Raw genomic sequence first — 19,477 nt, 5'->3', positions numbered from 1 at the left:
ACGTATTTTAAAAGGTGGGCAAGATGAATAAATTAGTTGATATATTTTGTGATGTCGATGATTTTTGTTATCAATTCTTATCTCAATGGGAAAAATACCTTGTTGAGGCTAGTGAGAGAAAAAGAAAACGTCAGTCAGTAATGTCTACTAGTGAATGTATGACTATTGTCATCGCTTTTCATCAATCAAATCATAGAGATTTCAAGAACTTCTATATCGGGTTAGTTCATCAATATTGGAAAGGATACTTTCCAAATTTACTTAGCTACACTCGATTTGTGAGCAAAATGCCTAGCCTAATCGCCCCAATGTGTGCCTATTTTCAATCTATCAAAGGTAAGCCGACTGGCATTGCTTTTGTTGACTCCACGAGTCTTAAAGTATGCCATAACATTCGAATTCCTCGCCATAAAGTCTTTGATGGTGTTGCGAAAAGAGGAAAAGGTACCATGGGATGGTTTTTCGGCTTCAAACTTCATTTATTGATTAACCATCTTGGAGAAATTATTTCGCTGAAAATCACAGCTGGCAATGTAAATGATAGGACTCCTGTACCTGATTTATGCAAAGAACTCTCGGGGAAATTGTACGCTGATAAAGGGTACATAGGTAAAAAGTTGAGTGAGAGCTTAAAGAACTCTGATGTCGATTTAGTGACTACCTCGCGAAAAAACATGAAAGCAAAAGAGATAAGTGCTTTTGATAAGGCTATGTTATCAAAGAGATACATTATCGAAACGATAAATGACCAATTGAAGAATATCTCTCAAATTGAACATAGCCGTCATCGTAGCGTGACTGGTTTCATGCTAAATGTAATTTCAGGCGTTGTGGCTTATTGTTTAAAAAAACAAAAGCCACGAATTAAGCTATCAGAATGTGAATTTGAACTAATCCTCGCTTAAAGCATGTTTTATCCAGAATTCAGGTTAACTAATATTTACCGTGGGTTTATAAAGTAAATCACCTTCAGCGTTAGTAAATTCTTTTACGGTTACATAAGAGTTAGTCAGCTTTAATGAACTAGAATCGGCCTTATCAAATATATTATTACTTAGTTTTTTATTTAATTGATATGAAGACAGTGTTTGAAGCTCTTGTATCTTAGTAAGACCATATTTATAAGCATCATCCTTTGATTCATACGAGGTACCCTGAACTTTCGCATGTTCAAGTTTCGTTGCGTAATGTGCTTGAGCGGGTAAACCAACAAAAATAGATACTGAGATTAACAGAGTTAAAATATTTTTTTTCATAATATTATCCTTTACATGATGTACGAATACACTGAATGCGATTGAGTGTGTGATATGAATATCACGCGACGAACATAGTGTTTGTTGGTTACTTATCTCGTGCTGATTCAAGTTTCTCTACAAACGTTAGGTGTTTTATTTCTGTTATCACCTTAATTCCAGAGTTGTAGTTTTTAGCCGTATTTGGTACATCAAATCGTTGGATCTGAATAGGATTAGATTCTTTCTCCATGAATTTAATGTTACCTGTGAAATCCCCATCTGCTGCGGTAGCACTATAAGAAAGTATAAGTAAAAGGCTACATGTTAATGATTTTATTTTATTGTACATAATGTGATTCTCTTATTTAAGTTATGAACTAAACTGTTTAGTTCATATTAATGTAATCTAAACTAATTACCTTGTCTATCACTATTGTTTAATTATTTTTGAATAAGGTTAACGTATTTTTTTGATGGAGGGATTATGTGTAATTGAAGGCGTTAGATTAGGGGAGGATGATTTTTCTAAGACTGTAAATAAGAGACGTAGGGTTGAATGGATAGGAAAATAGTCGATGGCTGCTAATTGTAGTTAAAAGATAAGGTAAGAAGGAGAATGTTTGAGATTATAATCTTATATGCATCGATTAATGACTTTATTTTTATTAAATTTAATTTTTTTGAAATAATGTTTTGTTTTATGATTAAAATATAGGCGCTTGGTATCATTTAAAATAATTATCTGTTTAATTACATTATGTAATTGTTAATTATAATTTTTTATAAGTCTGTAATGATGAGTCATGATGTTTTTTTATTATAGTATTCTAGATAAGAAATATATACTGAGCAGTATCTCCATATTAATTAGTTATACTATGAATAAAATTATTTGCTTCATTGTTTTAATGTGTTCTCTATTTTTATCTGCCCTTAGTCATGCTACGAACTGGGGCGTAAATACTTATACTCCTGTTTCTATTTCTAAGTCAGCCTCAGATATTGGAGAAGAAATAAAACATCTTCCTGAACAGCATTTCTTTTCTAAAAATGAGTATTCACAAGTTAAAGCATTATTGGCTCAAACCTTGTTTGAACAAAACAAACAATTAAAGGTATTAGAGGACTCCTTAACGACCTATTTGGGTGATAAAACGGATACTAACTGGTTTTCTGTCGATGTTAATCATCGAACTCTGGCTTCTTTTAACGTCAGTAAAGAGTCACTATTGCAGTTGGCGGATCGTAAAACAAAAGATCAATTAACGGGCTTTGGTCCTAATGGGGTAACTCAATTTTATTCTGAACTAACGATTACTAAACTCAACATTAGATACTACATTCATTATCAAATTCGTAGTTTTAGTAAGCTATTAAATGATCTTGAGATATCGCCAGTTCCGGTGATTAGTGTGATACTAAAAGTAGTCGGTATCGTCTTTATTTTTAATTGGTGGGTGAGAAATAGTGATCGCTTAATTTATGATTTTAAAATATCTAACCTGAATTCTGGATAAAACATGCTTTAAGCGAGGATTAGTTCAAATTCACATTCTGATAGCTTAATTCGTGGCTTTTGTTTTTTTAAACAATAAGCCACAACGCCTGAAATTACATTTAGCATGAAACCAGTCACGCTACGATGACGGCTATGTTCAATTTGAGAGATATTCTTCAATTGGTCATTTATCGTTTCGATAATGTATCTCTTTGATAACATAGCCTTATCAAAAGCACTTATCTCTTTTGCTTTCATGTTTTTTCGCGAGGTAGTCACTAAATCGACATCAGAGTTCTTTAAGCTCTCACTCAACTTTTTACCTATGTACCCTTTATCAGCGTACAATTTCCCCGAGAGTTCTTTGCATAAATCAGGTACAGGAGTCCTATCATTTACATTGCCAGCTGTGATTTTCAGCGAAATAATTTCTCCAAGATGGTTAATCAATAAATGAAGTTTGAAGCCGAAAAACCATCCCATGGTACCTTTTCCTCTTTTCGCAACACCATCAAAGACTTTATGGCGAGGAATTCGAATGTTATGGCATACTTTAAGACTCGTGGAGTCAACAAAAGCAATGCCAGTCGGCTTACCTTTGATAGATTGAAAATAGGCACACATTGGGGCGATTAGGCTAGGCATTTTGCTCACAAATCGAGTGTAGCTAAGTAAATTTGGAAAGTATCCTTTCCAATATTGATGAACTAACCCGATATAGAAGTTCTTGAAATCTCTATGATTTGATTGATGAAAAGCGATGACAATAGTCATACATTCACTAGTAGACATTACTGACTGACGTTTTCTTTTTCTCTCACTAGCCTCAACAAGGTATTTTTCCCATTGAGATAAGAATTGATAACAAAAATCATCGACATCACAAAATATATCAACTAATTTATTCATCTTGCCCACCTTTTAAAATACGTTCAAATAATTCTTGGTCGAAAGATCTGATCGTTAGGTGGGCAATTAGTTCAGCCTTATCCAGAATTCAGGTTAGTTAAGAACTTAGCGTCTAATGCTAAGTTTGTCGGTATAGATTTTCTTGAATACATGCCAGAGCTTGATGAGAGTGGGGTTTCTAAAGAGTTGATGATCAAACTTATCGATGCGGTATGGGGGTTTCGTTCATAGTGTTAGGTATTTTTTAAATGTGTGGTTTTGTATAGGTAATAGAGTCAATGATAGTTAAACGTATAATAGTCAGTTTTTTATTTGTTCTTAGTTTATTTTCATCTTTTACATGGGCCAGTAACTCTGATGTAAAAGGTGCTTTTGATTCACAGCGAAGTGATGTTCAAGTCGAAGGGGTCGGTGAGGTGGTTCGAGTATTGCCTGATGATAATAAAGGCTCAAGGCATCAAAAGTTCATTCTGCGATTAGATAATAATTTAACGATCCTTATTGCTCATAATATAGATTTAGCGCCAAGGATTCCAAACCTAAGAAAAGGTGACAGTGTGACCTTTTATGGAGAGTATGAATATTCAAGAAAAGGAGGTGTTGTTCATTGGACTCATCTTGATCCAAGAAATCGTCATACTCATGGATGGTTAAAGCACAATGGGCGTACCTACGAATAGATAAGATGAGCCTCTTTTTGTTTGTTAAAAAGAGGCTTGGTTTTTTATTGTGTTGCCGTGCAAGCGTCTATGATTTCCCAAGGGGAGTTTTCAGTTATTCCTGGTATTTCTAATTGTGTCCACCACTGAGCTTGCCAGATTTTTCCTTGATAGTTCACCGTATTGCCTTTTTGATATACCTCGTGTGTTTTCCATTCTGCAGTTGGGCACAGCGTTAAAGGCAGTGGGTCTCGCATCCAATCGATGATTTGTTTATGGTTAACAAATCTCACTTCTGGTTTTGTTAAGGCGTATGTTATGAATCGCGTTAATACATTTTGTCGGCTTTCAACGGTCGTTTCTGGCATACCGTAATGTTCTTGGCCATTTAAATAACCATAAAATGCAGAATGTAATCCAAGAACTAATGGTGCTCTGTTGCCTTCTAAGCGTAAATCGAGATTGTAACTGTAGATAGCAACAACGTCATTTTCATTTAACCCGGCGGCCCCCCAATTTGGTGTCGTGTACAGGTTCCAATCAAAATTATCGTCCTTACCTGATATTGGATCAAAATAACTGATACGGCTTGCTATTTTGTCTCTGAGTGAGTAGTTCAATCCATATTCTTCTAGTCGGTCATCCGGCGGAACAATTAACGTATGAAGAGGGATTTCCCATAAACCAGGGTAATTAGCTATTGCTGGCTTCCACCACCCATTAACGGCTTGATTGTGTGATGGGCTGCCATTATCAAGAGTAAACGGCCAATAATTGTTCAGGCCATTTTGGTCAGGCGTTATTCCTGCGGGGAAGCTGACATCATAAGTAATATCGTTTTTTATTATAGCTTGGAGTGTATTGTCATTATAGGTCATGAAAGGGGCTCTAAATCCTGAAATATTACTCACTCCAATGCCACCGTCATCTGAACTCTGCGTTAATAAAGTATTGCAGAGTTTAACCTCTTGCTGCCATTGTTCTGCAGTCATCCAAGCTTGGAGAGGGTTATAATTCACTTTATCGTCGGGATGAGTGTCGGTGTGGTTTCCTATATCATGTTTCGCGATAACGAGTTGACGCCATAACGATTTTACGTCTTCATTTTCTCTTGCTGGCTCACAATGCATAAAGAAAGAAGCGGATAAGGGTTGCCCTGCGTATTGATCGTTTCCTTTAGGGTTGTGGTGGCTTTCTAGTTGTTTTATTACCCATGTTAATCCATCAACTTCCACGTTATCGTCAAAACCTAAGCTCACAAACATAGGCACATGAATGACATTTATGGGGGGAGAAGAAGAGGGCGAGACGTTATCTATCTTTTGTGGTGTTGCTTCTGTTTGTAATGACGAGAGCACTAATGTACTGCTCAATGTGAGTGTAAATAGAGTTGATTTAGTCACTTTACCATTCCTTTTAAAATGAAAAATGAGTGTAGTAAAGTGGTATTAAAAAACAAAAAATAGGTCAGAGTTTTACTCGTACATCCGTCGTTCTGCGAGTGTATTCACGGTAGGATGTAAATAAAGGAAATACTGATTATTCGCTTAATTATGTTGGTGGAGATGAGCTTCCCATTATAAAATGCAGCTTATTTTCACTGTAGGTTTAAATTACATGAATAAAATAGATCGTATTGGCATGATTGGTGCTGTCGTTGGGTTTGTTAGTCTGGTTTATATTTTAGCTAATGGCTCGTCATTAAACATGATTCATTGGCCGATAGAGGCGTTATCTGGCTTGGCATTCAGTTTTGCATGGGGCTTTGGTGTACCGGTTTTAGTGGCGTATGTTTTTGCTGTTATCATTTTTATTGCCGTTATGTTTATTGGATCGTCATTAGGTAGAATAGTGGCCAAAAAGATCCTTAATTTTCAGTAAATGAGTATTAGATTCTAGGTATTTGCAAATATGGTACGTTTGAGTACTAGATAATTTGATATAACTAAACCAAACTCAATGTGTGCATTTATGAAAAAGGGATTTTCAATGCGGTCGAGTAAAGTTCATTGGTTATTAGCTTTTGTAAGTATATGCAACGTTTCTTATGCGTTCTCTGCCTCTGAATTGCGGTTAAATCGTTACGCCTATGATGCGATACAACAAGGGTTTAATCAGAAGAACATCTCTATTTATGATAAGAAACGCGCCAGTATTGATAGCTATTCATTAGCCGCTTATACCGATTATCGTGCTTTCTTGTTTGATCTCCCTAATAAAACCCCTGAGCAAGTGAATCAATTCTCGAAAGACTATGCGGATTACCCTTTTTCGGTGTCTATACGTGCGGATTATCTTAATGCAATGATCGCGTCTAAGAACTGGGAAGCCTTGCTCCGTTATCAAACCACGCCACCTAGAGATCAAGATTATCAATGTTACTATTACACCGCATTTTATCATCAAGGAAAACAAGAGGTTGCTTTTGAAGGCGCGAGATCTTTATGGCTTAATGGCGAAAGTGTTTCGAATGCATGTAATGATCTTTTTAGTTATTGGGAAAAAGCAGGGTTAAGAACGGATGATGTGATTAAGCGACGGGCTTTACTGTCGATAGAAGAGAGAAACCCAAGATTAATTACTTATCTAATTAAATTGGTATCGAATAAACAAAGTCGTGTGGATTTAAATGAAATGTATGGCTTATATCAAACACCAACAAAGATAACGACAGTATTTGATAAGAAAGTTGAGACGCCTTTTAATCGTGAATACGCACAAGTGATGCTAAGACATTTAGCAAGGAAAGACACCGATAAAGCGTATTTAGCTTTCCGATTTATTAATGACCATTACTCATATACGAAAGACGAACTCCAAACTACCTCTGAATTTCTTGCCGTTAGGCTTTTTCAGACGACGGATAGTGAAACCATCGAATGGCGAGATGATGTGTTTAAGCGTTCAAATCGTGATGAGGTACTTGAACAACGAATTCGTTTATCGATACGTAAAACGCAATGGGAGAATATTAACTTTTGGATTTTGCGTTTGTCGGATAAAGCACAATCAACATATCGTTGGCAGTACTGGATGGCTCGAAGTGAAATCGCATTAGAGAAAGTAAATGAGGGTGAAGAGCGATTAAAACGAATCTTGGGATATCGGCATATATACAGCTTTGCAGCAGCCATTGCGTTAAATCGAGAGATAACGTATCCAATTGCGAGTGTTGATACTAAGTTCGAAAAAATAGCACAATACCATCCTGATCTTGAAAGGGTTAAGGAGTTGCTTGCCTTAGGTAAAGATGCCGCCGCTAAAAGTCAGTGGCGATATTTAATTGCAAGAGCCAGTTATGAGGATAGAGCTCGACTTGCGACTTATGCGAGAAATGAAGGATGGGATGAATTTTCACTTGAAAGTACATTTAGAGGAGGGCTATGGGATCACATTGAATTGCGTTTCCCTGTTCGTTATTACTCATTGTTTACGCGTTATGGGGGTAAGTACAAGGTAAATCCAATTACGTTAATGTCACTGACAAGGCAAGAGAGCGGGTTTAACCCTAATGCTCACTCTCCAGTTGGTGCGCTAGGATTAATGCAAGTATTACCAAGTACCGCTAGTTATATGGCGACGCTTTATACGTTGCCTTACAAAACTCGTTCCGACTTATTTATAGCAGAAAAAAACATCGCTATTGGCAGTCGCTATTTAAGTCGTTTAATAAGGCACTATAACAATAATCGTATTTTAGCGTTTGCTGCTTATAATGCGGGACCAACAATGGTGGCTGAATGGCGAAGGCTCGCAAGTGAAGAGCTCGATACGATAGGGTTTATAGAATCGATTTCCTTTAAAGAAACTCGGACGTATGTGAAAAACATTTTAATGTTTGAAGAATATTATCGTCGTATATTAGGCATTAAAGATAACTTTATAAGTGATTTTGAATTGGATGCAAAATATTAACGTATGATTAAATATGGAAATAGAAGCATTGTCGTAAAAAAAACGAAGGAAATGAAATTAATGGTTTTGGGGTATTGAATTAAATGGTTACTTTAAATACCATTAATTGAAACTAACGTGTTGTATATTTTATGTTTATGAAAAGGGTATGTAATGTCATTATTTTTTATTTCTCAAGTATTAGTGGCAATTGCTATCATTTTCGATTTGATGTCTTTTCAGTTTAAAGAAAGAAAAAGCATTGTTGCTTGTTTGTTTTTTTCTGGGATTTTAATTTCCAGTCATTTTTATCTACTTGAACAATGGACCGCTGCAAGCTTAATGGCTATTGCAACTATTCGTTATTTAATCAGTATTTTTTCTACATCTGCAAAATTAAAATACCTGTTTTATTCCGCATCAATCCTTACAACGGCATTCACTTATTCTGGGCTAACTAGTGTAATTAGTTGTTTAGGTTCACTTTTTCAAACTGCAGCAGCTTTTAATAAAGAAGATAAGCGTTTAAGAGAGTTGATGGTAGTAGGAACGAGTTTCTGGCTTTTAAATAACTACTTAATTGGCTCACCAACGGCTGTTCTTATGGAAACGTTGTTTATTGGTAGTAATTTAATTGGCTATTATCGCCATTACTACCGTAAGAGTGAAATGGTATGAAAATAGGTAAGATGAAATTAGTTATAACGGGTATCTGAATATATTTTTTTTATCAACGAAGCTTGTTCAGATTCACTAATGCCATCTTTGGTTAACAGAAGCTTTTTATCTCTAAGTATATTAATGAGTGTTGTTGGTGGGGTTTGCTCATTACCGACAATTTTCACATGTCCGATTTCCACTGTCATTGGAATTACCTCAGAGAAGGCGTCAACCGCTGTATTTGATTGCTCTTCCAAACTAAACACATAATCATCTTCTAGGCAGCGTTGGTTTTCGCTCATTCGACGACACTGATTACGTTCATCGGTTTTAATAATTAAGTGTTGTGATACCGATGGCGATAATTCACCAGGTGTTGTCATAAAATCAACATTGGGGGGGATTTGTTGGTATTTCTCACCCGTAACGGCGTAGCAGATAAGATCGACAATACCGAGTGATAATATTCGTAATGAAGTAATTCCACAGTGTGATGACGCATTAATGCCATTAAAGGGCGAAGATACTGTGGTTAATTTAATCTGTTCTGAATGGATGATTTGTTTGTCTTCTCTGTCTAACGTTAATGCTCTTCGTGCAACAAGCCCGCCTTGGCTATGTCCAATAACATGTAACGGTTGATTAGGGTTGTATTTAGATAATTGATTAAGAGCGTATACGAGCTCTCCTGAGGATGTTTCGAGGCTATCTCTGTCATCGTATTCAAAGCAAATCGCTTGTTGATCATTCAAATCGTAGACTTCTGATAACGCTCTAAATTTTCCGGCGGAAGAAAAGCAACCATGAACAATAACCGTTAATGGGGTATTTGGATCAATATTAAGGGTGTTATCTTCCGTATTCGAGCAATGTTTCAGCCCTGGTATTTGCAATGATTGTTTTACGTTAGGATTCGTTTTTACTGTGGTGGCTTGTTCAGTAGAAGCACAGCCCGAAAGCAGAAAGAGCAAGCTAACACTGACGAGAACAGGCGTCATTATACTTAATTTATTCATAGACATACCTATTTTCATGATTCCATTCATTAGGTTTTATCTTATACTACTGACTCTAGAATATGGTATTTAATTGATCTACTTAATAGGTAATGTGACCTACCTCCGAATTTATCTTGTTTTCTTTTTCTTGAAAGGGCTAAATTCTATTGAGTGATTTCTGTGAGGGTTTTATGAATAAAGTAATCGATAAACTGGCTTGGATTTACATTAAAGACGGTAAATTTTTAACGGTTCGTTCAAAAGGTAAAGTGCTGTTTTATCTTCCTGGTGGAAAGCGAGAACTTGGCGAGAGTGATGAGCAGGCTTTAGTAAGAGAAATCAAAGAAGAATTATCTGTCGATCTTTGTCTTAATACGATTCACTATGCGAATACGTTTGTTGCCCAAGCTGACGGAAAAGAAAGTGGCGTATCAGTTCAACTCACTTGTTATTTTGCTGAATTTACGGGCGAACTTGCCGCGGATGCTGAAATTGAAGAGTTAAAATTTGTCGATCAAACGGATTTAAATGTGTGTTCATTAGCAACAGTGGTTACGATGGACTGGCTTATAGAAGAAAATAGACTCACTGTATAATACAAGGAAGACACAAAATGGTAGTTTGGCCTGCAATAGTAAAGTTCGATGGGGATCCTGAGTTGGATTATCTTTCAGATATAATGGAATGGGAACGTGAATCTGAATTGCATTATTTAGGTTATCAAGAGAATGATGTTCTTATCGATTCAATCGGGGCTATATTTATGCTTAATGATCCTAAAGATAATGCCGCGAAGATTATCCCTACAAATAAAGTAAGTACTCTTGAAGAGGTCACTGAATTAGTTAAAGCGCATGCATCAAGTTTAGGTTCATGCTGCGTCGCTAAAATTGGCTTTGATTCTATTTTAGAGGCTATCCGCACGGTAAAGTCGTTATCTTAAAGCGGTTTATTTTTTAATGTATTTTTTTGGAACATAAACCCAATAGGTTTGTCCTATATAGGAATTAGCCCAAAAAGAAGCATTAAAATGAAAGAATTAAAAACCCTCGCCATCCAGTTGTTAGAATGGAATAAAGAAAACTTAAAGGCATCAACCACTCTTTTTGAATCCGATCTTGCCACTTGTTTTGCCGATGAGTTTGTAGTTAAAGCCAATGGTCTTGAATACAAAGCAAATCACCATTCATATTTAGAGTTTTTAAATGGGTTTAAAGCAAACATTGAGTCTATTTGCTATAAAGTACAAGAGTACCTTTGTGATGCAGATAAAGTGGTTACGGTGATGTCGGCTAAAGTGCGTCGAATAGATGGAAGCGTTTGAAGCGATGTTACTGCTTAAATTTGATGAAAATGATTTAATTACATTGTGGCAAGAAGTGTACGCAAAGAAAATTTAATCGTGACAATGTATGCGTTCGTGTTCTTTTTCTTGATAATTACGTCATTATATATTTGATGCCACCGTCATTTTTAGATTGTTTTTTAACCGATTTTTTCAAAATTAGTGATCGTGATTGCAGTTATTTTTGATGATGTATTTAGACTTAATAGTCGTGTTTTTTACATACTCAAGGATTGAATATGGATAACTTGTCAATTGCATTACATCAAGTAAATAGGGCAATCAAATTATATTTAAATGAGCGAGATTACTTAAGCACCATAACGCTAGGTGCTGCTGCTGAATCTATTCTTGTTAAACTGCTTGTAGAACAGCATCAAAAAATTGCTTGTGAAGAAGTTATATTTAAATGTAAAAGCGAGATCAGTGAATTGTCTCTATTAGATAAAGCCGGTGTCGTCAATTACTACAGTAAAAGAAGTACCAAAAGATACTATTACTCAATATTAGACAGCAATGAAAGCAGTGTTGATTGGGAGGCAAAGGCAACCGAGTTATTAGGTCATTGCTGTGACAATATACTCAAGCTGAACATTTCTCCGAGTGCAGACGTTCTTCTATTTATTAAACAGAAAGATGTTCAACTTATTCGTTAATCTACTAATTACGTACTTATAGTTAAATACAATAAGTTCCAAATGAGAGTTTGGAGCTTATTATTTTACTTTTGAGCTTGGTAATCAAATTCAGGGATCGTGATATCAACACGACGATTCTGCTGACGACCTAAAACACATCACGATATGACGATGTCTAACTTAAGAAGGAAGTCTATATACCTTGAAATAAAATAAAGAGAGCGCTTTATAGTTAATTATTTATGTAGTGCTAAATCACACGAGGTTCGATGAAACTTTCTTTTTCAATGCCGCAGTTCTATCTTTGTTTTTTATGCCATATAGCGCTTATTTGGCGCCTTTAAATGCCCATTTATGGCGATTTTAAGTTGTTGTTTTTTAATGCTTTATATTTATTGGTCTTTACTTCAGATACTGGTAGTCTTCTTTCATACGAATTGGAGAAGTAAAGCATGGCTAAATATAATGAAATATTCGATAACGTGGATTTTTCGAAACAAGATTTAAGAGAATCCTATTTTGAAGGGTGTAAGTTTTATCGATGTGATTTCAATCGAACCAATCTGAGAGACTCCCGATTTGTTGATTGTGTTTTTATCGAACAGGGGGCAATTGAAGGTTGTCATTTTGATTACAGTGACTTAAGGGACGCATCATTTAAACGCTGTCGCTTAACCATGTCTAATTTTAAAGGCGCAAATTGCTTTGGTGTCGAATTTAGAGAGTGTGATTTAAAAGGAGCTAATTTTGTTCAAGCCAGTTTTGTTAATCAAATAAGTCATCAAATGTATTTCTGCTCTGCTTATATTACGGGGTGTAATTTGTCTTATGCGAATTTTGAACGCCTATGTATCGAGAAATGTGACTTGTTTGAGAACAAATGGAACGGAGCTAATTTACAAGGGGCATCTTTTAAGGGTTCGGACCTTTCTCGTGGCGCATTCTCTGAAGACTCGTGGGGTCAATTTAGAATGCAAGATGCAAACTTATGTCATTGTGAATTGGATGGTTTAGATCCCCGTAGAATTGATTTAACCGGTGTTAAGATCTGTGCATGGCAACAAGAGCAATTATTAGAGCCATTAGGATTAGTGGTACTGCCTGACTAAAAGGACTATTTGATGGATAATCTGTTTAACAATATACCGAGTGATTTAACGAATGAAGTGTTTACGGATCTCGTCAGTACTCATGCTGTCCGTATTGAAAGAATCGTATCTTCTGGACAGAGTTCACCTGTCTCTGGTTGGTATGACCAAGATGAAAATGAATGGATATTGGTATTAGAGGGGTCGGGTACCATTTTGTTTGATGATGGTATAGAGAAAACGTTATGCAAGGGAGATTATTTAACGATCCCTGCGCATCAAAAGCATAAAGTGAGCAAAACGGATCCCGATAATTTAACGATTTGGTTGGCTGTTTTTTATTGAATTAGAGGATGTTAGGTATATAAAAAGTAACCTGCTATCAAAATGGTGCGTACTTACATTATTAATTTTAATCGTATATTCTGACAGTATCTAAATTCAATAACGGAAAATAATAACATGAGTAATGTCCTGACTATCGTAGCAAAAATTGAAGCTCATAATGATAAGGTAGAGTTCGTAAAAGCGGAGCTACTAAAGTTGATTGAACCGACGCTTAAGGAAGCGGGTTGTATTCAATATGATTTGCACCAAGATAATGAAGATCCAAGTGTGTTTGTATTCTATGAGCAGTGGGAAAGCCGCGAGTTGCTACAAGATCACTTAAATAGCGCTCATTTAATTGGTTATGTAAAAGCAACAGAAGGCATGGTGTCTTCATTCGTGCTGAATGAGATGACAAAGCTTTAATATCTCGCTATTTATATGTAGTAGATAAAAAAAGACACCGCGAATAGGGTGTCTTTTTTATGATTTACATAGAGGTGAGATTAGAAAGACAAGAAGATGCCTGCAACTGTGGCACTCATTAAGTTTGCTAATGTTGCTGCAAAAATAGCTTTCATGCCTAACCGTGCAATATCTGGGCGACGGCTTGGAACAATACCGCCTAATCCTCCCATTAACATCGCAATAGACGTTAAGTTAGCAAAACCACATAGAGCGAACGTTACGATAGCTTGCGAATGTTCACTTAATTGATCTTTGACTGTCATTAAATCCGCAAAGGCAACAAATTCATTAATGGCAATCTTTTTACCGATTAAACTTGCAGCCACCATGGATTCAGACCAAGGAACACCAATTAACCAAGCAACAGGGGCAAACAAATAGCCAAAGATAAGATCTAAGCTTAAATGGTCAAATCCAATCAGTATCCCAATCTTATGTAATCCACCGTTCAATAGAGCGATAAGGCTAATAATAGCCAATAGACTGGCACCAACAGCAAATACGATTTGTAATCCATTTAACGCGCCCTGAGAGGCGGCATCAATGATATTTACTGGTGCATCATCAGGGGTTTCTTCTTCGTACTGCGTAGACTCATCAATCTCTTCAGTTTGAGGAACAATTAATTTTGCCATCATTAAACCAGCGGGTGCTGACATAAAGCTCGCTGCAATTAAATAGCGCAACTCAACGCCTAAACCTGCGTAACCAACCATTGTGCCACCAGCGACAGAGGCGAGACCACCGACCATTACAGCAAATAATTCAGAACGCGACATTTTTGCAAGGAAAGGGCGTACAACTAAAGGCGCTTCAACAGAGCCAACAAAGATATTTGCGGTAGCTGACATTGATTCTGTACGTGTGGTTCCAAGAAAGCGATGTAACCCGCCACCGATGGTTTTAATTATCCATCCCATGATACCAAGGTAGTACAACACAGAAATTAACGCAGAGAAAAAAACAATCGTTGGTAAAACGTTAACCGCAAAAATAAAACCTAATTTATATTGTGCTAAGTCACCAAATAAGAATTCAGTTCCAACGCGGCCATAAGCAATGATATCTGAAACTGCAGTAGATATGCCGTTTAAAATGGTGCGACCGATAGGAACATAAAGAATGAAACCGGCAAACAAGATTTGAATAAAGAAAGCACCTAAGACTGTGCGCCACTTAATCGCTTGTCGATTTTCAGAAAAAAGAAATGCAACCGTAAAAAGGCTAATAATGCCTAAAATACTGACCAGAAAGTCCACAGCCAAACTCCAATAATAACTAGTGTAATGATTGCGAAGGTATTCTAGTCAAAAATAAAAGTGTGACAAGGATCAAGTTGTTATTGATCGTACATAAGAGTAACAAAAAGAAGGCTAATTGATTGTCTATTCATCAAAAAGGTAATAATTGAGAGTTTTATCACATATATAAGAGTCAGTTGTTACTATACGGGATAATAAGGCTGAATATTATCCCTAATAATTGCATGTTTCGTCGTTTATATATTATCAATTTTCTCTGAATTAATATGCTGACGAACAAATTCCATAAAAACATGGACTTTTTTAGGTAAGAATTTACGACGAGGGTAAACGGCATATAACGGCATCGACTGATTTAATTCCCAATCGGGTAAGAGTTGGATCAGCTTACCGGTACGCAATTCATCAGACAGTAAATACGTTGCAACGTAACCAATTCCACTTCCTGCAATTGTTGCATTCCGAATCGCATCAGCTGAATCAATGCGATAATTCCCTGAGACTTTAATTTGTAGATTATCGTTATCTTTATGAAACCCCCATACATTGTCTTTACGTTCTCGGCTCACATAAGTTAAACAATTATGCTTTTTTAAATCATAAGGATGATAAGGGATCCCTTGTATCGAAAGGTAAGAAGGGCTAGCAACTAAAACAAAATGACAATCAATTAAGTGACGAGCAACAAATCCTTCAGGAGGAGAGTCCATGACTCCTATCCATAAGTCTAATTGCTCTGCGATGACATCAATTTTATGATCAAACAAGGTAATTTCAACATTCAATAAAGGGTAGCGCTGATGAAGCTCTGACAGATAAGGCAAAATATGATTGGTTGCGAATGACTGAGCAATACCGACTCGTAGTTTTCCTTGTAGATTGTCTACATTAGAAAGCAGTTCATTTTCTGCTTCATTGATTTCATCGGCAATATTCGCGCAATGGACGGCAAAAGATTGACCCGCTTCGGTAAGAGAAAAAGAACGAGTGGTTCGTTGCACTAATTGAACTCCTAAGCGTTCTTCAAGCAACTGGATCTGTTTACTTACCTGAGTTCTAGATATTTCGAGAAGTTGAGCAGCTTTAGTAAAGCTTTGTTGTTGATGTAGTGCGTTGAACACAATCATTTGTTTGGCTTGCTTTAACATGAGCGTCTCGATTAATGGTAATTGACCAACGTTTGACTAATTGTAAGTGTTCAATGCAATTGAATAAAGTGAGTTATGATTTTGTTTTTAGATGCCCTTACAAGTGATAGTGATATTTTTGTGTTATGTTATATTTAACTGATTGATCTTGTTGATAGTCTGTAGAAATAATACGTGTTTTAGAATAAATAAAGGATGATGACATGCTTTTTCCATATAAGAATATTGTGATTTTAACTGGCGCTGGTATTTCCGCTGAATCTGGGATTCAAACATTTCGCGCCAGTGATGGCTTATGGGAAAATCACCGAATTGAAGATGTAGCGACACCGGAAGGTTTTTTCAAGGATCCTGATTTGGTTCAAGATTTCTATAATAAACGTCGAGCGTTATTAAAGAGTGATGCTATTCAACCAAATGCGGCACATAAAGCATTAGCTCGATTAGAAAAAGAACTCGATGGGACCGTTACTATTGTGACTCAAAATATTGATGACTTACACGAGCGTGGTGGAAGTAAAAATGTGATTCATATGCATGGTGAACTCAATAAGATTCGCTGTGAAGAATCGAATCAAGTGATTGCTTGTACTGATGATATACAGACTGGTGATTTGTGTCATTGTTGCCAGATCCCTGCGCAGTTGCGTCCTCATGTTGTTTGGTTTGGTGAAATGCCTCTTGAAATGGGAAGAATTCACGATCTATTAAGTCAGGCAGATTTGTTTATTTCTATTGGTACATCAGGTTCTGTTTACCCTGCTGCTGGCTTTGTTCATGAAGCCACATTACATGGTGCACATACCATTGAAATTAATCTTGAAGCAAGTGCTGTTGAAGATGAGTTTGAAGAAAAGCGTTATGGGAAAGCGGGGGTGTTAGTGCCTGAACTTGTTTCTGAATTATTAGAAGTATAACGTTTACTTTGTCGGTTATTTTCTCTTATTAAATAAAAAAGCCAATGAATATAATCATTGGCTTTTTGTTTTAATGATACATGAACTATTACATATCAACTTTTAGGCGTTGGAAATACTCATCGTAAAGTGCGCTTGCTTTACCGACTTCATCTTGCCATTCACCTGAGTCCATCACTTCTTGTGGTGGAAAGATGTTTGGATCGTTTGCAAACGATTTAGGAAGAAGAGGATATGCTGATTTAACTGGCGTAGGGTAACCAATCTCTAAAGCAATTTTAGCTGCGTTCTCTGGACGAAGTAAGAAATCCATCATTTGGTGTGCCGCGTCGATGTTTTTAGCTCCTGATGGGATAGCTAAGCTGTCCATCCAGAAAATCGTGCCTTTATCTGGCCATACGATCTGAATGTTTGCCCCTTCTTCACGAGCCATATAAGCTGAGCCATTCCAAAGCATACCTACGCTTGTTTCACCAGCAAGGTATGGATTTGCTGGGAAATCAGAGTTAAAGACTAATACATTTGGCATTAGTTTTTTAAGCTCTTCATAAGCCGCTTTAATTTCATCTGGGTTTGTTGTATTTCCTGAATAACCAAGTTTAGTTAATGCGATATGGAACACTTCACGAGAGTCATCCATCATCATTAACTGACCTTCCCATTTCTCATCCCAGAAATCATTCCAAGAATGAAGATCTGCAGGGTTCATCATATCAGCGTTGACGCCAATACCCGTCGCTCCCCAAATGTATGGGATAGAATAGTTATTGTTTGGATCAAATGGTTTATTTAAGTAATTTGGGTCTAAATCTTTAAAATGCGGCAGTTTTGTTTTATCAATTTTTTGTAGCATGCCTTCTTTGCGCATTTTAGACACAAAGTAAGTAGAAGGAACGACTAGATCATATCCAGAACCCTGAGTTTTTAATTTAGCGTACATGCTTTCATTAGACTCATAAGTTGAATAATAGACTTTAATACCAGTTTCTTTTGTAAAGTCTTCTAAAATTTCGTTAGGAATGTATTCTGACCAGTTATAAAAATAGAGCTCTTTATCTGCAGCTTGTGCATTACCAGCGATTAAGGCTGCAGCGCACAGTCCTGTAGAGACGAGAGTTGTCCACTTTTTCATTTCCTTCTCCTATAAGATGGGGAGTGTTACTAATAGCTAAACAGTATAGCAATTTTTGCGATGAACATCATGGCTTTATAAGAAATGGAAATGTATTTACAAAAAAGAAAGGATATTTGAATGGTAAAAATAAAAATAGCAGCGATAAACGCTGCTATTGAGTTGGTCAGTAAAGGGTTAGGCTACTGTCCGGCTTTCAGTTTTAAAAAATACTCTTCGTATTTTACCGTCATATTACCCACGGCTGATTGCCACTCGACGCGATCTAGATCTGCTTGAGATGGAAATAGAGGGGCAACATCTTTGAATTTGTCATTAGAAACTTGAACAGCTGTTAGGTAACCAGTATCCGTGGATATTCTGGCAGCAATGTCTGGACGAAGTAAGAAGTTTATCATTTTATGAGATGCTTCTACATTTTTTGCGCCAGCAGGGATTGCAAAATTGTCTACCCAACCAATACCGCCTTCTTTAGGGAAGATCAGTTTAATTGGTAATCCTTCAGCTTGTGCTGCGGCGGCAGAACCATTCCAAAGCATACCAAGGCCAACTTCTCCTGCTAAATAGGGAGCGGCTGGGTTATCTGAATTAAAGACTAATACATTTGGCATTAGTTTTTGCAACTCAGCGTAGGCTTCATCAATTTCTTTAGGATTGGTAGAGTTACCTGAGTAACCTAATTTACGTAATGCAATATGGAATACTTCACGAGTATCATCCATTAACATTAATTGGCCTTCAAATTCTGGGTTCCATAAATCAGCCCAGCTATTAAAGTCAGCGGGATCATACATGTCAGTATTGACCGCTAAACCTGTAATGGCGACTACGTGTGGGATTGAGTATTCGTTTTGAGGGTCAAAAGGTTTATTTAAATAGTTAGTATCTAAACCATCAAAATTTGATATTTTTGATTTATCAATAGGTTGAAGCATTTTTTCATCACGCATCTTTGCGACAAAGTACGTTGATGGAACCACTAAATCATAACCTTTGTTATGCGCTTTCATTTTTGCATATAAGGTTTCGTTAGACTCGTAGGTAGAATAGATCACCTTAATTCCAGTCTCTTTAGTAAATTCTTCGATAATATTACTGTTGATGTATGGTCCCCAGTTCATGAATACCAATTCATCATTTTCTTTTGCGTGTGCAACATTCATTGTTATTGCTAAAGCGCAGGCGGTTCCAGTAAAAAACGCAGCCATTTTGTTCATTGATTGACTCTCCATTAGAGTGATAAAAAAGAAGACATGTCGAACAAAAGGCATGTCTTCCAGATTTCATTGTTTATAC

General features: G+C 36.6%; 23 protein-coding genes and 1 pseudogene. 15 read left to right on the top strand and 9 right to left on the bottom strand.

Features of this window, described 5'->3' with window-relative positions; translation table 11 throughout:
• Positions 1–23 precede the first annotated feature (23 nt).
• Positions 24–905: an IS982-like element ISVsa6 family transposase gene (locus tag VSAL_RS08535; RefSeq protein WP_012548944.1), complete on the top strand. Its 882-nt coding sequence runs from the start codon at positions 24–26 to the stop codon at positions 903–905.
• Between the two features lie 24 nt (positions 906–929).
• Here the strand turns inward: VSAL_RS08535 and VSAL_RS08530 are convergent, their stop codons facing one another.
• Both VSAL_RS08530 and VSAL_RS08525 read right to left on the bottom strand, forming a co-directional pair.
• On the bottom strand, positions 930–1,256 hold the full coding sequence (locus VSAL_RS08530; protein ID WP_044583258.1) for a DUF3316 domain-containing protein: 327 nt from the start codon (positions 1,254–1,256) through the stop codon (positions 930–932).
• Positions 1,257–1,344: 88 nt separating this feature from the next.
• Positions 1,345–1,587, bottom strand: coding sequence for a hypothetical protein (locus VSAL_RS08525; protein ID WP_012550248.1), 243 nt, complete (start codon positions 1,585–1,587; stop codon positions 1,345–1,347).
• A gap of 529 nt (positions 1,588–2,116) precedes the next feature.
• On the opposite strand from VSAL_RS08525, the gene VSAL_RS08520 reads away from it, so the two are divergent.
• Complete coding sequence (locus VSAL_RS08520; protein ID WP_044583257.1) at positions 2,117–2,755, top strand: hypothetical protein; 639 nt, start codon at positions 2,117–2,119, stop codon at positions 2,753–2,755.
• A gap of 8 nt (positions 2,756–2,763) precedes the next feature.
• Here the strand turns inward: VSAL_RS08520 and VSAL_RS08515 are convergent, their stop codons facing one another.
• Complete coding sequence (locus VSAL_RS08515) at positions 2,764–3,645, bottom strand: IS982-like element ISVsa6 family transposase (protein WP_012548944.1); 882 nt, start codon at positions 3,643–3,645, stop codon at positions 2,764–2,766.
• A 93-nt stretch (positions 3,646–3,738) separates the two neighbouring features.
• On the opposite strand from VSAL_RS08515, the pseudogene VSAL_RS23830 reads away from it, so the two are divergent.
• Positions 3,739–3,876, top strand: a pseudogene (locus tag VSAL_RS23830) (arginase family protein); the annotation flags it as partial.
• A gap of 47 nt (positions 3,877–3,923) precedes the next feature.
• Positions 3,924–4,325, top strand: coding sequence for a DUF3465 domain-containing protein (locus VSAL_RS08510; RefSeq protein WP_012550247.1), 402 nt, complete (start codon positions 3,924–3,926; stop codon positions 4,323–4,325).
• A gap of 44 nt (positions 4,326–4,369) precedes the next feature.
• Here VSAL_RS08510 and VSAL_RS08505 read toward each other — a convergent pair whose 3' ends face one another.
• Complete coding sequence (locus tag VSAL_RS08505) at positions 4,370–5,707, bottom strand: carbohydrate-binding protein (RefSeq protein WP_012550246.1); 1,338 nt, start codon at positions 5,705–5,707, stop codon at positions 4,370–4,372.
• Between the two features lie 214 nt (positions 5,708–5,921).
• On the opposite strand from VSAL_RS08505, the gene VSAL_RS08500 reads away from it, so the two are divergent.
• The 3 genes from VSAL_RS08500 to VSAL_RS08490 all read left to right on the top strand — a co-directional run bounded on the left by VSAL_RS08500 (position 5,922) and on the right by VSAL_RS08490 (position 8,876).
• Positions 5,922–6,185, top strand: a complete 264-nt coding sequence (locus VSAL_RS08500) for a hypothetical protein (RefSeq protein WP_231850818.1) — start codon at positions 5,922–5,924, stop codon at positions 6,183–6,185.
• 90 nt (positions 6,186–6,275) lie between these two features.
• Positions 6,276–8,219, top strand: a complete 1,944-nt coding sequence (locus tag VSAL_RS08495; protein WP_044583255.1) for a transglycosylase SLT domain-containing protein — start codon at positions 6,276–6,278, stop codon at positions 8,217–8,219.
• A gap of 153 nt (positions 8,220–8,372) precedes the next feature.
• On the top strand, positions 8,373–8,876 hold the full coding sequence (locus tag VSAL_RS08490) for a YgjV family protein (RefSeq protein ID WP_012550243.1): 504 nt from the start codon (positions 8,373–8,375) through the stop codon (positions 8,874–8,876).
• Positions 8,877–8,893: 17 nt separating this feature from the next.
• Here the strand turns inward: VSAL_RS08490 and VSAL_RS08485 are convergent, their stop codons facing one another.
• A complete protein-coding gene (locus VSAL_RS08485) occupies positions 8,894–9,874 on the bottom strand; it encodes an esterase/lipase family protein (protein WP_231850817.1) in 981 nt (326 codons plus the stop codon).
• A gap of 173 nt (positions 9,875–10,047) precedes the next feature.
• On the opposite strand from VSAL_RS08485, the gene VSAL_RS08480 reads away from it, so the two are divergent.
• From VSAL_RS08480 to VSAL_RS08450, 7 genes are all read left to right on the top strand, one after another.
• Positions 10,048–10,452 (top strand): NUDIX hydrolase, encoded by a 405-nt coding sequence (locus tag VSAL_RS08480; protein ID WP_012550241.1) that lies wholly within the window; start codon positions 10,048–10,050, stop codon positions 10,450–10,452.
• A gap of 17 nt (positions 10,453–10,469) precedes the next feature.
• Positions 10,470–10,799 carry a DUF4144 family protein gene (locus tag VSAL_RS08475; RefSeq protein ID WP_012550240.1) on the top strand — a complete coding sequence of 110 codons (330 nt, stop codon included), beginning with the start codon at positions 10,470–10,472 and terminating at the stop codon, positions 10,797–10,799.
• Positions 10,800–10,886: 87 nt separating this feature from the next.
• Positions 10,887–11,180 (top strand): hypothetical protein, encoded by a 294-nt coding sequence (locus VSAL_RS08470; protein ID WP_197535561.1) that lies wholly within the window; start codon positions 10,887–10,889, stop codon positions 11,178–11,180.
• A 260-nt stretch (positions 11,181–11,440) separates the two neighbouring features.
• Entirely contained in the window at positions 11,441–11,857 is a 417-nt protein-coding gene (locus tag VSAL_RS08465; protein ID WP_012550238.1) for a hypothetical protein, read from the top strand.
• 434 nt (positions 11,858–12,291) lie between these two features.
• Positions 12,292–12,948 (top strand): QnrAS family quinolone resistance pentapeptide repeat protein, encoded by a 657-nt coding sequence (locus VSAL_RS08460; RefSeq protein WP_012550237.1) that lies wholly within the window; start codon positions 12,292–12,294, stop codon positions 12,946–12,948.
• Between the two features lie 12 nt (positions 12,949–12,960).
• A complete protein-coding gene (locus VSAL_RS08455; protein ID WP_012550236.1) occupies positions 12,961–13,272 on the top strand; it encodes a cupin domain-containing protein in 312 nt (103 codons plus the stop codon).
• A gap of 117 nt (positions 13,273–13,389) precedes the next feature.
• Positions 13,390–13,680 (top strand): putative quinol monooxygenase, encoded by a 291-nt coding sequence (locus tag VSAL_RS08450; RefSeq protein WP_012550235.1) that lies wholly within the window; start codon positions 13,390–13,392, stop codon positions 13,678–13,680.
• 80 nt (positions 13,681–13,760) lie between these two features.
• Here VSAL_RS08450 and VSAL_RS08445 read toward each other — a convergent pair whose 3' ends face one another.
• Both VSAL_RS08445 and VSAL_RS08440 read right to left on the bottom strand, forming a co-directional pair.
• The gene (locus VSAL_RS08445) at positions 13,761–14,981 is read right to left on the bottom strand and encodes a NupC/NupG family nucleoside CNT transporter (RefSeq protein ID WP_012550234.1); all 1,221 of its coding nucleotides are present in this window, start codon (positions 14,979–14,981) and stop codon (positions 13,761–13,763) included.
• Between the two features lie 239 nt (positions 14,982–15,220).
• Positions 15,221–16,132, bottom strand: a complete 912-nt coding sequence (locus tag VSAL_RS08440; RefSeq protein WP_012550233.1) for a LysR family transcriptional regulator — start codon at positions 16,130–16,132, stop codon at positions 15,221–15,223.
• 203 nt (positions 16,133–16,335) lie between these two features.
• On the opposite strand from VSAL_RS08440, the gene cobB reads away from it, so the two are divergent.
• Positions 16,336–17,049 (top strand): Sir2 family NAD+-dependent deacetylase, encoded by a 714-nt coding sequence (cobB, locus tag VSAL_RS08435; RefSeq protein WP_012550232.1) that lies wholly within the window; start codon positions 16,336–16,338, stop codon positions 17,047–17,049.
• 88 nt (positions 17,050–17,137) lie between these two features.
• On the opposite strand, the gene VSAL_RS08430 is transcribed toward cobB, so the two are convergent.
• Both VSAL_RS08430 and VSAL_RS08425 read right to left on the bottom strand, forming a co-directional pair.
• A complete protein-coding gene (locus VSAL_RS08430) occupies positions 17,138–18,181 on the bottom strand; it encodes an extracellular solute-binding protein (RefSeq protein ID WP_012550231.1) in 1,044 nt (347 codons plus the stop codon).
• Between the two features lie 182 nt (positions 18,182–18,363).
• Positions 18,364–19,398: an extracellular solute-binding protein gene (locus VSAL_RS08425; protein ID WP_044583254.1), complete on the bottom strand. Its 1,035-nt coding sequence runs from the start codon at positions 19,396–19,398 to the stop codon at positions 18,364–18,366.
• Between the last annotated feature and the right edge of the window lie 79 nt (positions 19,399–19,477).

Source organism: Aliivibrio salmonicida LFI1238 (assembly GCF_000196495.1).
GTDB lineage: Bacteria > Pseudomonadota > Gammaproteobacteria > Enterobacterales > Vibrionaceae > Aliivibrio > Aliivibrio salmonicida.
This window is presented reverse-complemented; position numbering and strand designations above follow the sequence as displayed.

Coding starts and splice junctions, on each gene's coding strand:
- VSAL_RS08535 (WP_012548944.1), top strand. CDS start 24: ATGAATAAATTAGTTGATATATTTTGTGATGTCGATGATTTTTGTTAT.
- VSAL_RS08530 (WP_044583258.1), bottom strand. CDS start 1,256: ATGAAAAAAAATATTTTAACTCTGTTAATCTCAGTATCTATTTTTGTT.
- VSAL_RS08525 (WP_012550248.1), bottom strand. CDS start 1,587: ATGTACAATAAAATAAAATCATTAACATGTAGCCTTTTACTTATACTT.
- VSAL_RS08520 (WP_044583257.1), top strand. CDS start 2,117: ATGAATAAAATTATTTGCTTCATTGTTTTAATGTGTTCTCTATTTTTA.
- VSAL_RS08515 (WP_012548944.1), bottom strand. CDS start 3,645: ATGAATAAATTAGTTGATATATTTTGTGATGTCGATGATTTTTGTTAT.
- VSAL_RS08510 (WP_012550247.1), top strand. CDS start 3,924: ATGATAGTTAAACGTATAATAGTCAGTTTTTTATTTGTTCTTAGTTTA.
- VSAL_RS08500 (WP_231850818.1), top strand. CDS start 5,922: ATGAATAAAATAGATCGTATTGGCATGATTGGTGCTGTCGTTGGGTTT.
- VSAL_RS08495 (WP_044583255.1), top strand. CDS start 6,276: ATGAAAAAGGGATTTTCAATGCGGTCGAGTAAAGTTCATTGGTTATTA.
- VSAL_RS08490 (WP_012550243.1), top strand. CDS start 8,373: ATGTCATTATTTTTTATTTCTCAAGTATTAGTGGCAATTGCTATCATT.
- VSAL_RS08485 (WP_231850817.1), bottom strand. CDS start 9,874: ATGAATAAATTAAGTATAATGACGCCTGTTCTCGTCAGTGTTAGCTTG.
- VSAL_RS08480 (WP_012550241.1), top strand. CDS start 10,048: ATGAATAAAGTAATCGATAAACTGGCTTGGATTTACATTAAAGACGGT.
- VSAL_RS08475 (WP_012550240.1), top strand. CDS start 10,470: ATGGTAGTTTGGCCTGCAATAGTAAAGTTCGATGGGGATCCTGAGTTG.
- VSAL_RS08470 (WP_197535561.1), top strand. CDS start 10,887: ATGAAAGAATTAAAAACCCTCGCCATCCAGTTGTTAGAATGGAATAAA.
- VSAL_RS08465 (WP_012550238.1), top strand. CDS start 11,441: ATGGATAACTTGTCAATTGCATTACATCAAGTAAATAGGGCAATCAAA.
- VSAL_RS08460 (WP_012550237.1), top strand. CDS start 12,292: ATGGCTAAATATAATGAAATATTCGATAACGTGGATTTTTCGAAACAA.
- VSAL_RS08455 (WP_012550236.1), top strand. CDS start 12,961: ATGGATAATCTGTTTAACAATATACCGAGTGATTTAACGAATGAAGTG.
- VSAL_RS08450 (WP_012550235.1), top strand. CDS start 13,390: ATGAGTAATGTCCTGACTATCGTAGCAAAAATTGAAGCTCATAATGAT.
- VSAL_RS08440 (WP_012550233.1), bottom strand. CDS start 16,132: ATGTTAAAGCAAGCCAAACAAATGATTGTGTTCAACGCACTACATCAA.
- cobB (WP_012550232.1), top strand. CDS start 16,336: ATGCTTTTTCCATATAAGAATATTGTGATTTTAACTGGCGCTGGTATT.
- VSAL_RS08430 (WP_012550231.1), bottom strand. CDS start 18,181: ATGAAAAAGTGGACAACTCTCGTCTCTACAGGACTGTGCGCTGCAGCC.
- VSAL_RS08425 (WP_044583254.1), bottom strand. CDS start 19,398: ATGAACAAAATGGCTGCGTTTTTTACTGGAACCGCCTGCGCTTTAGCA.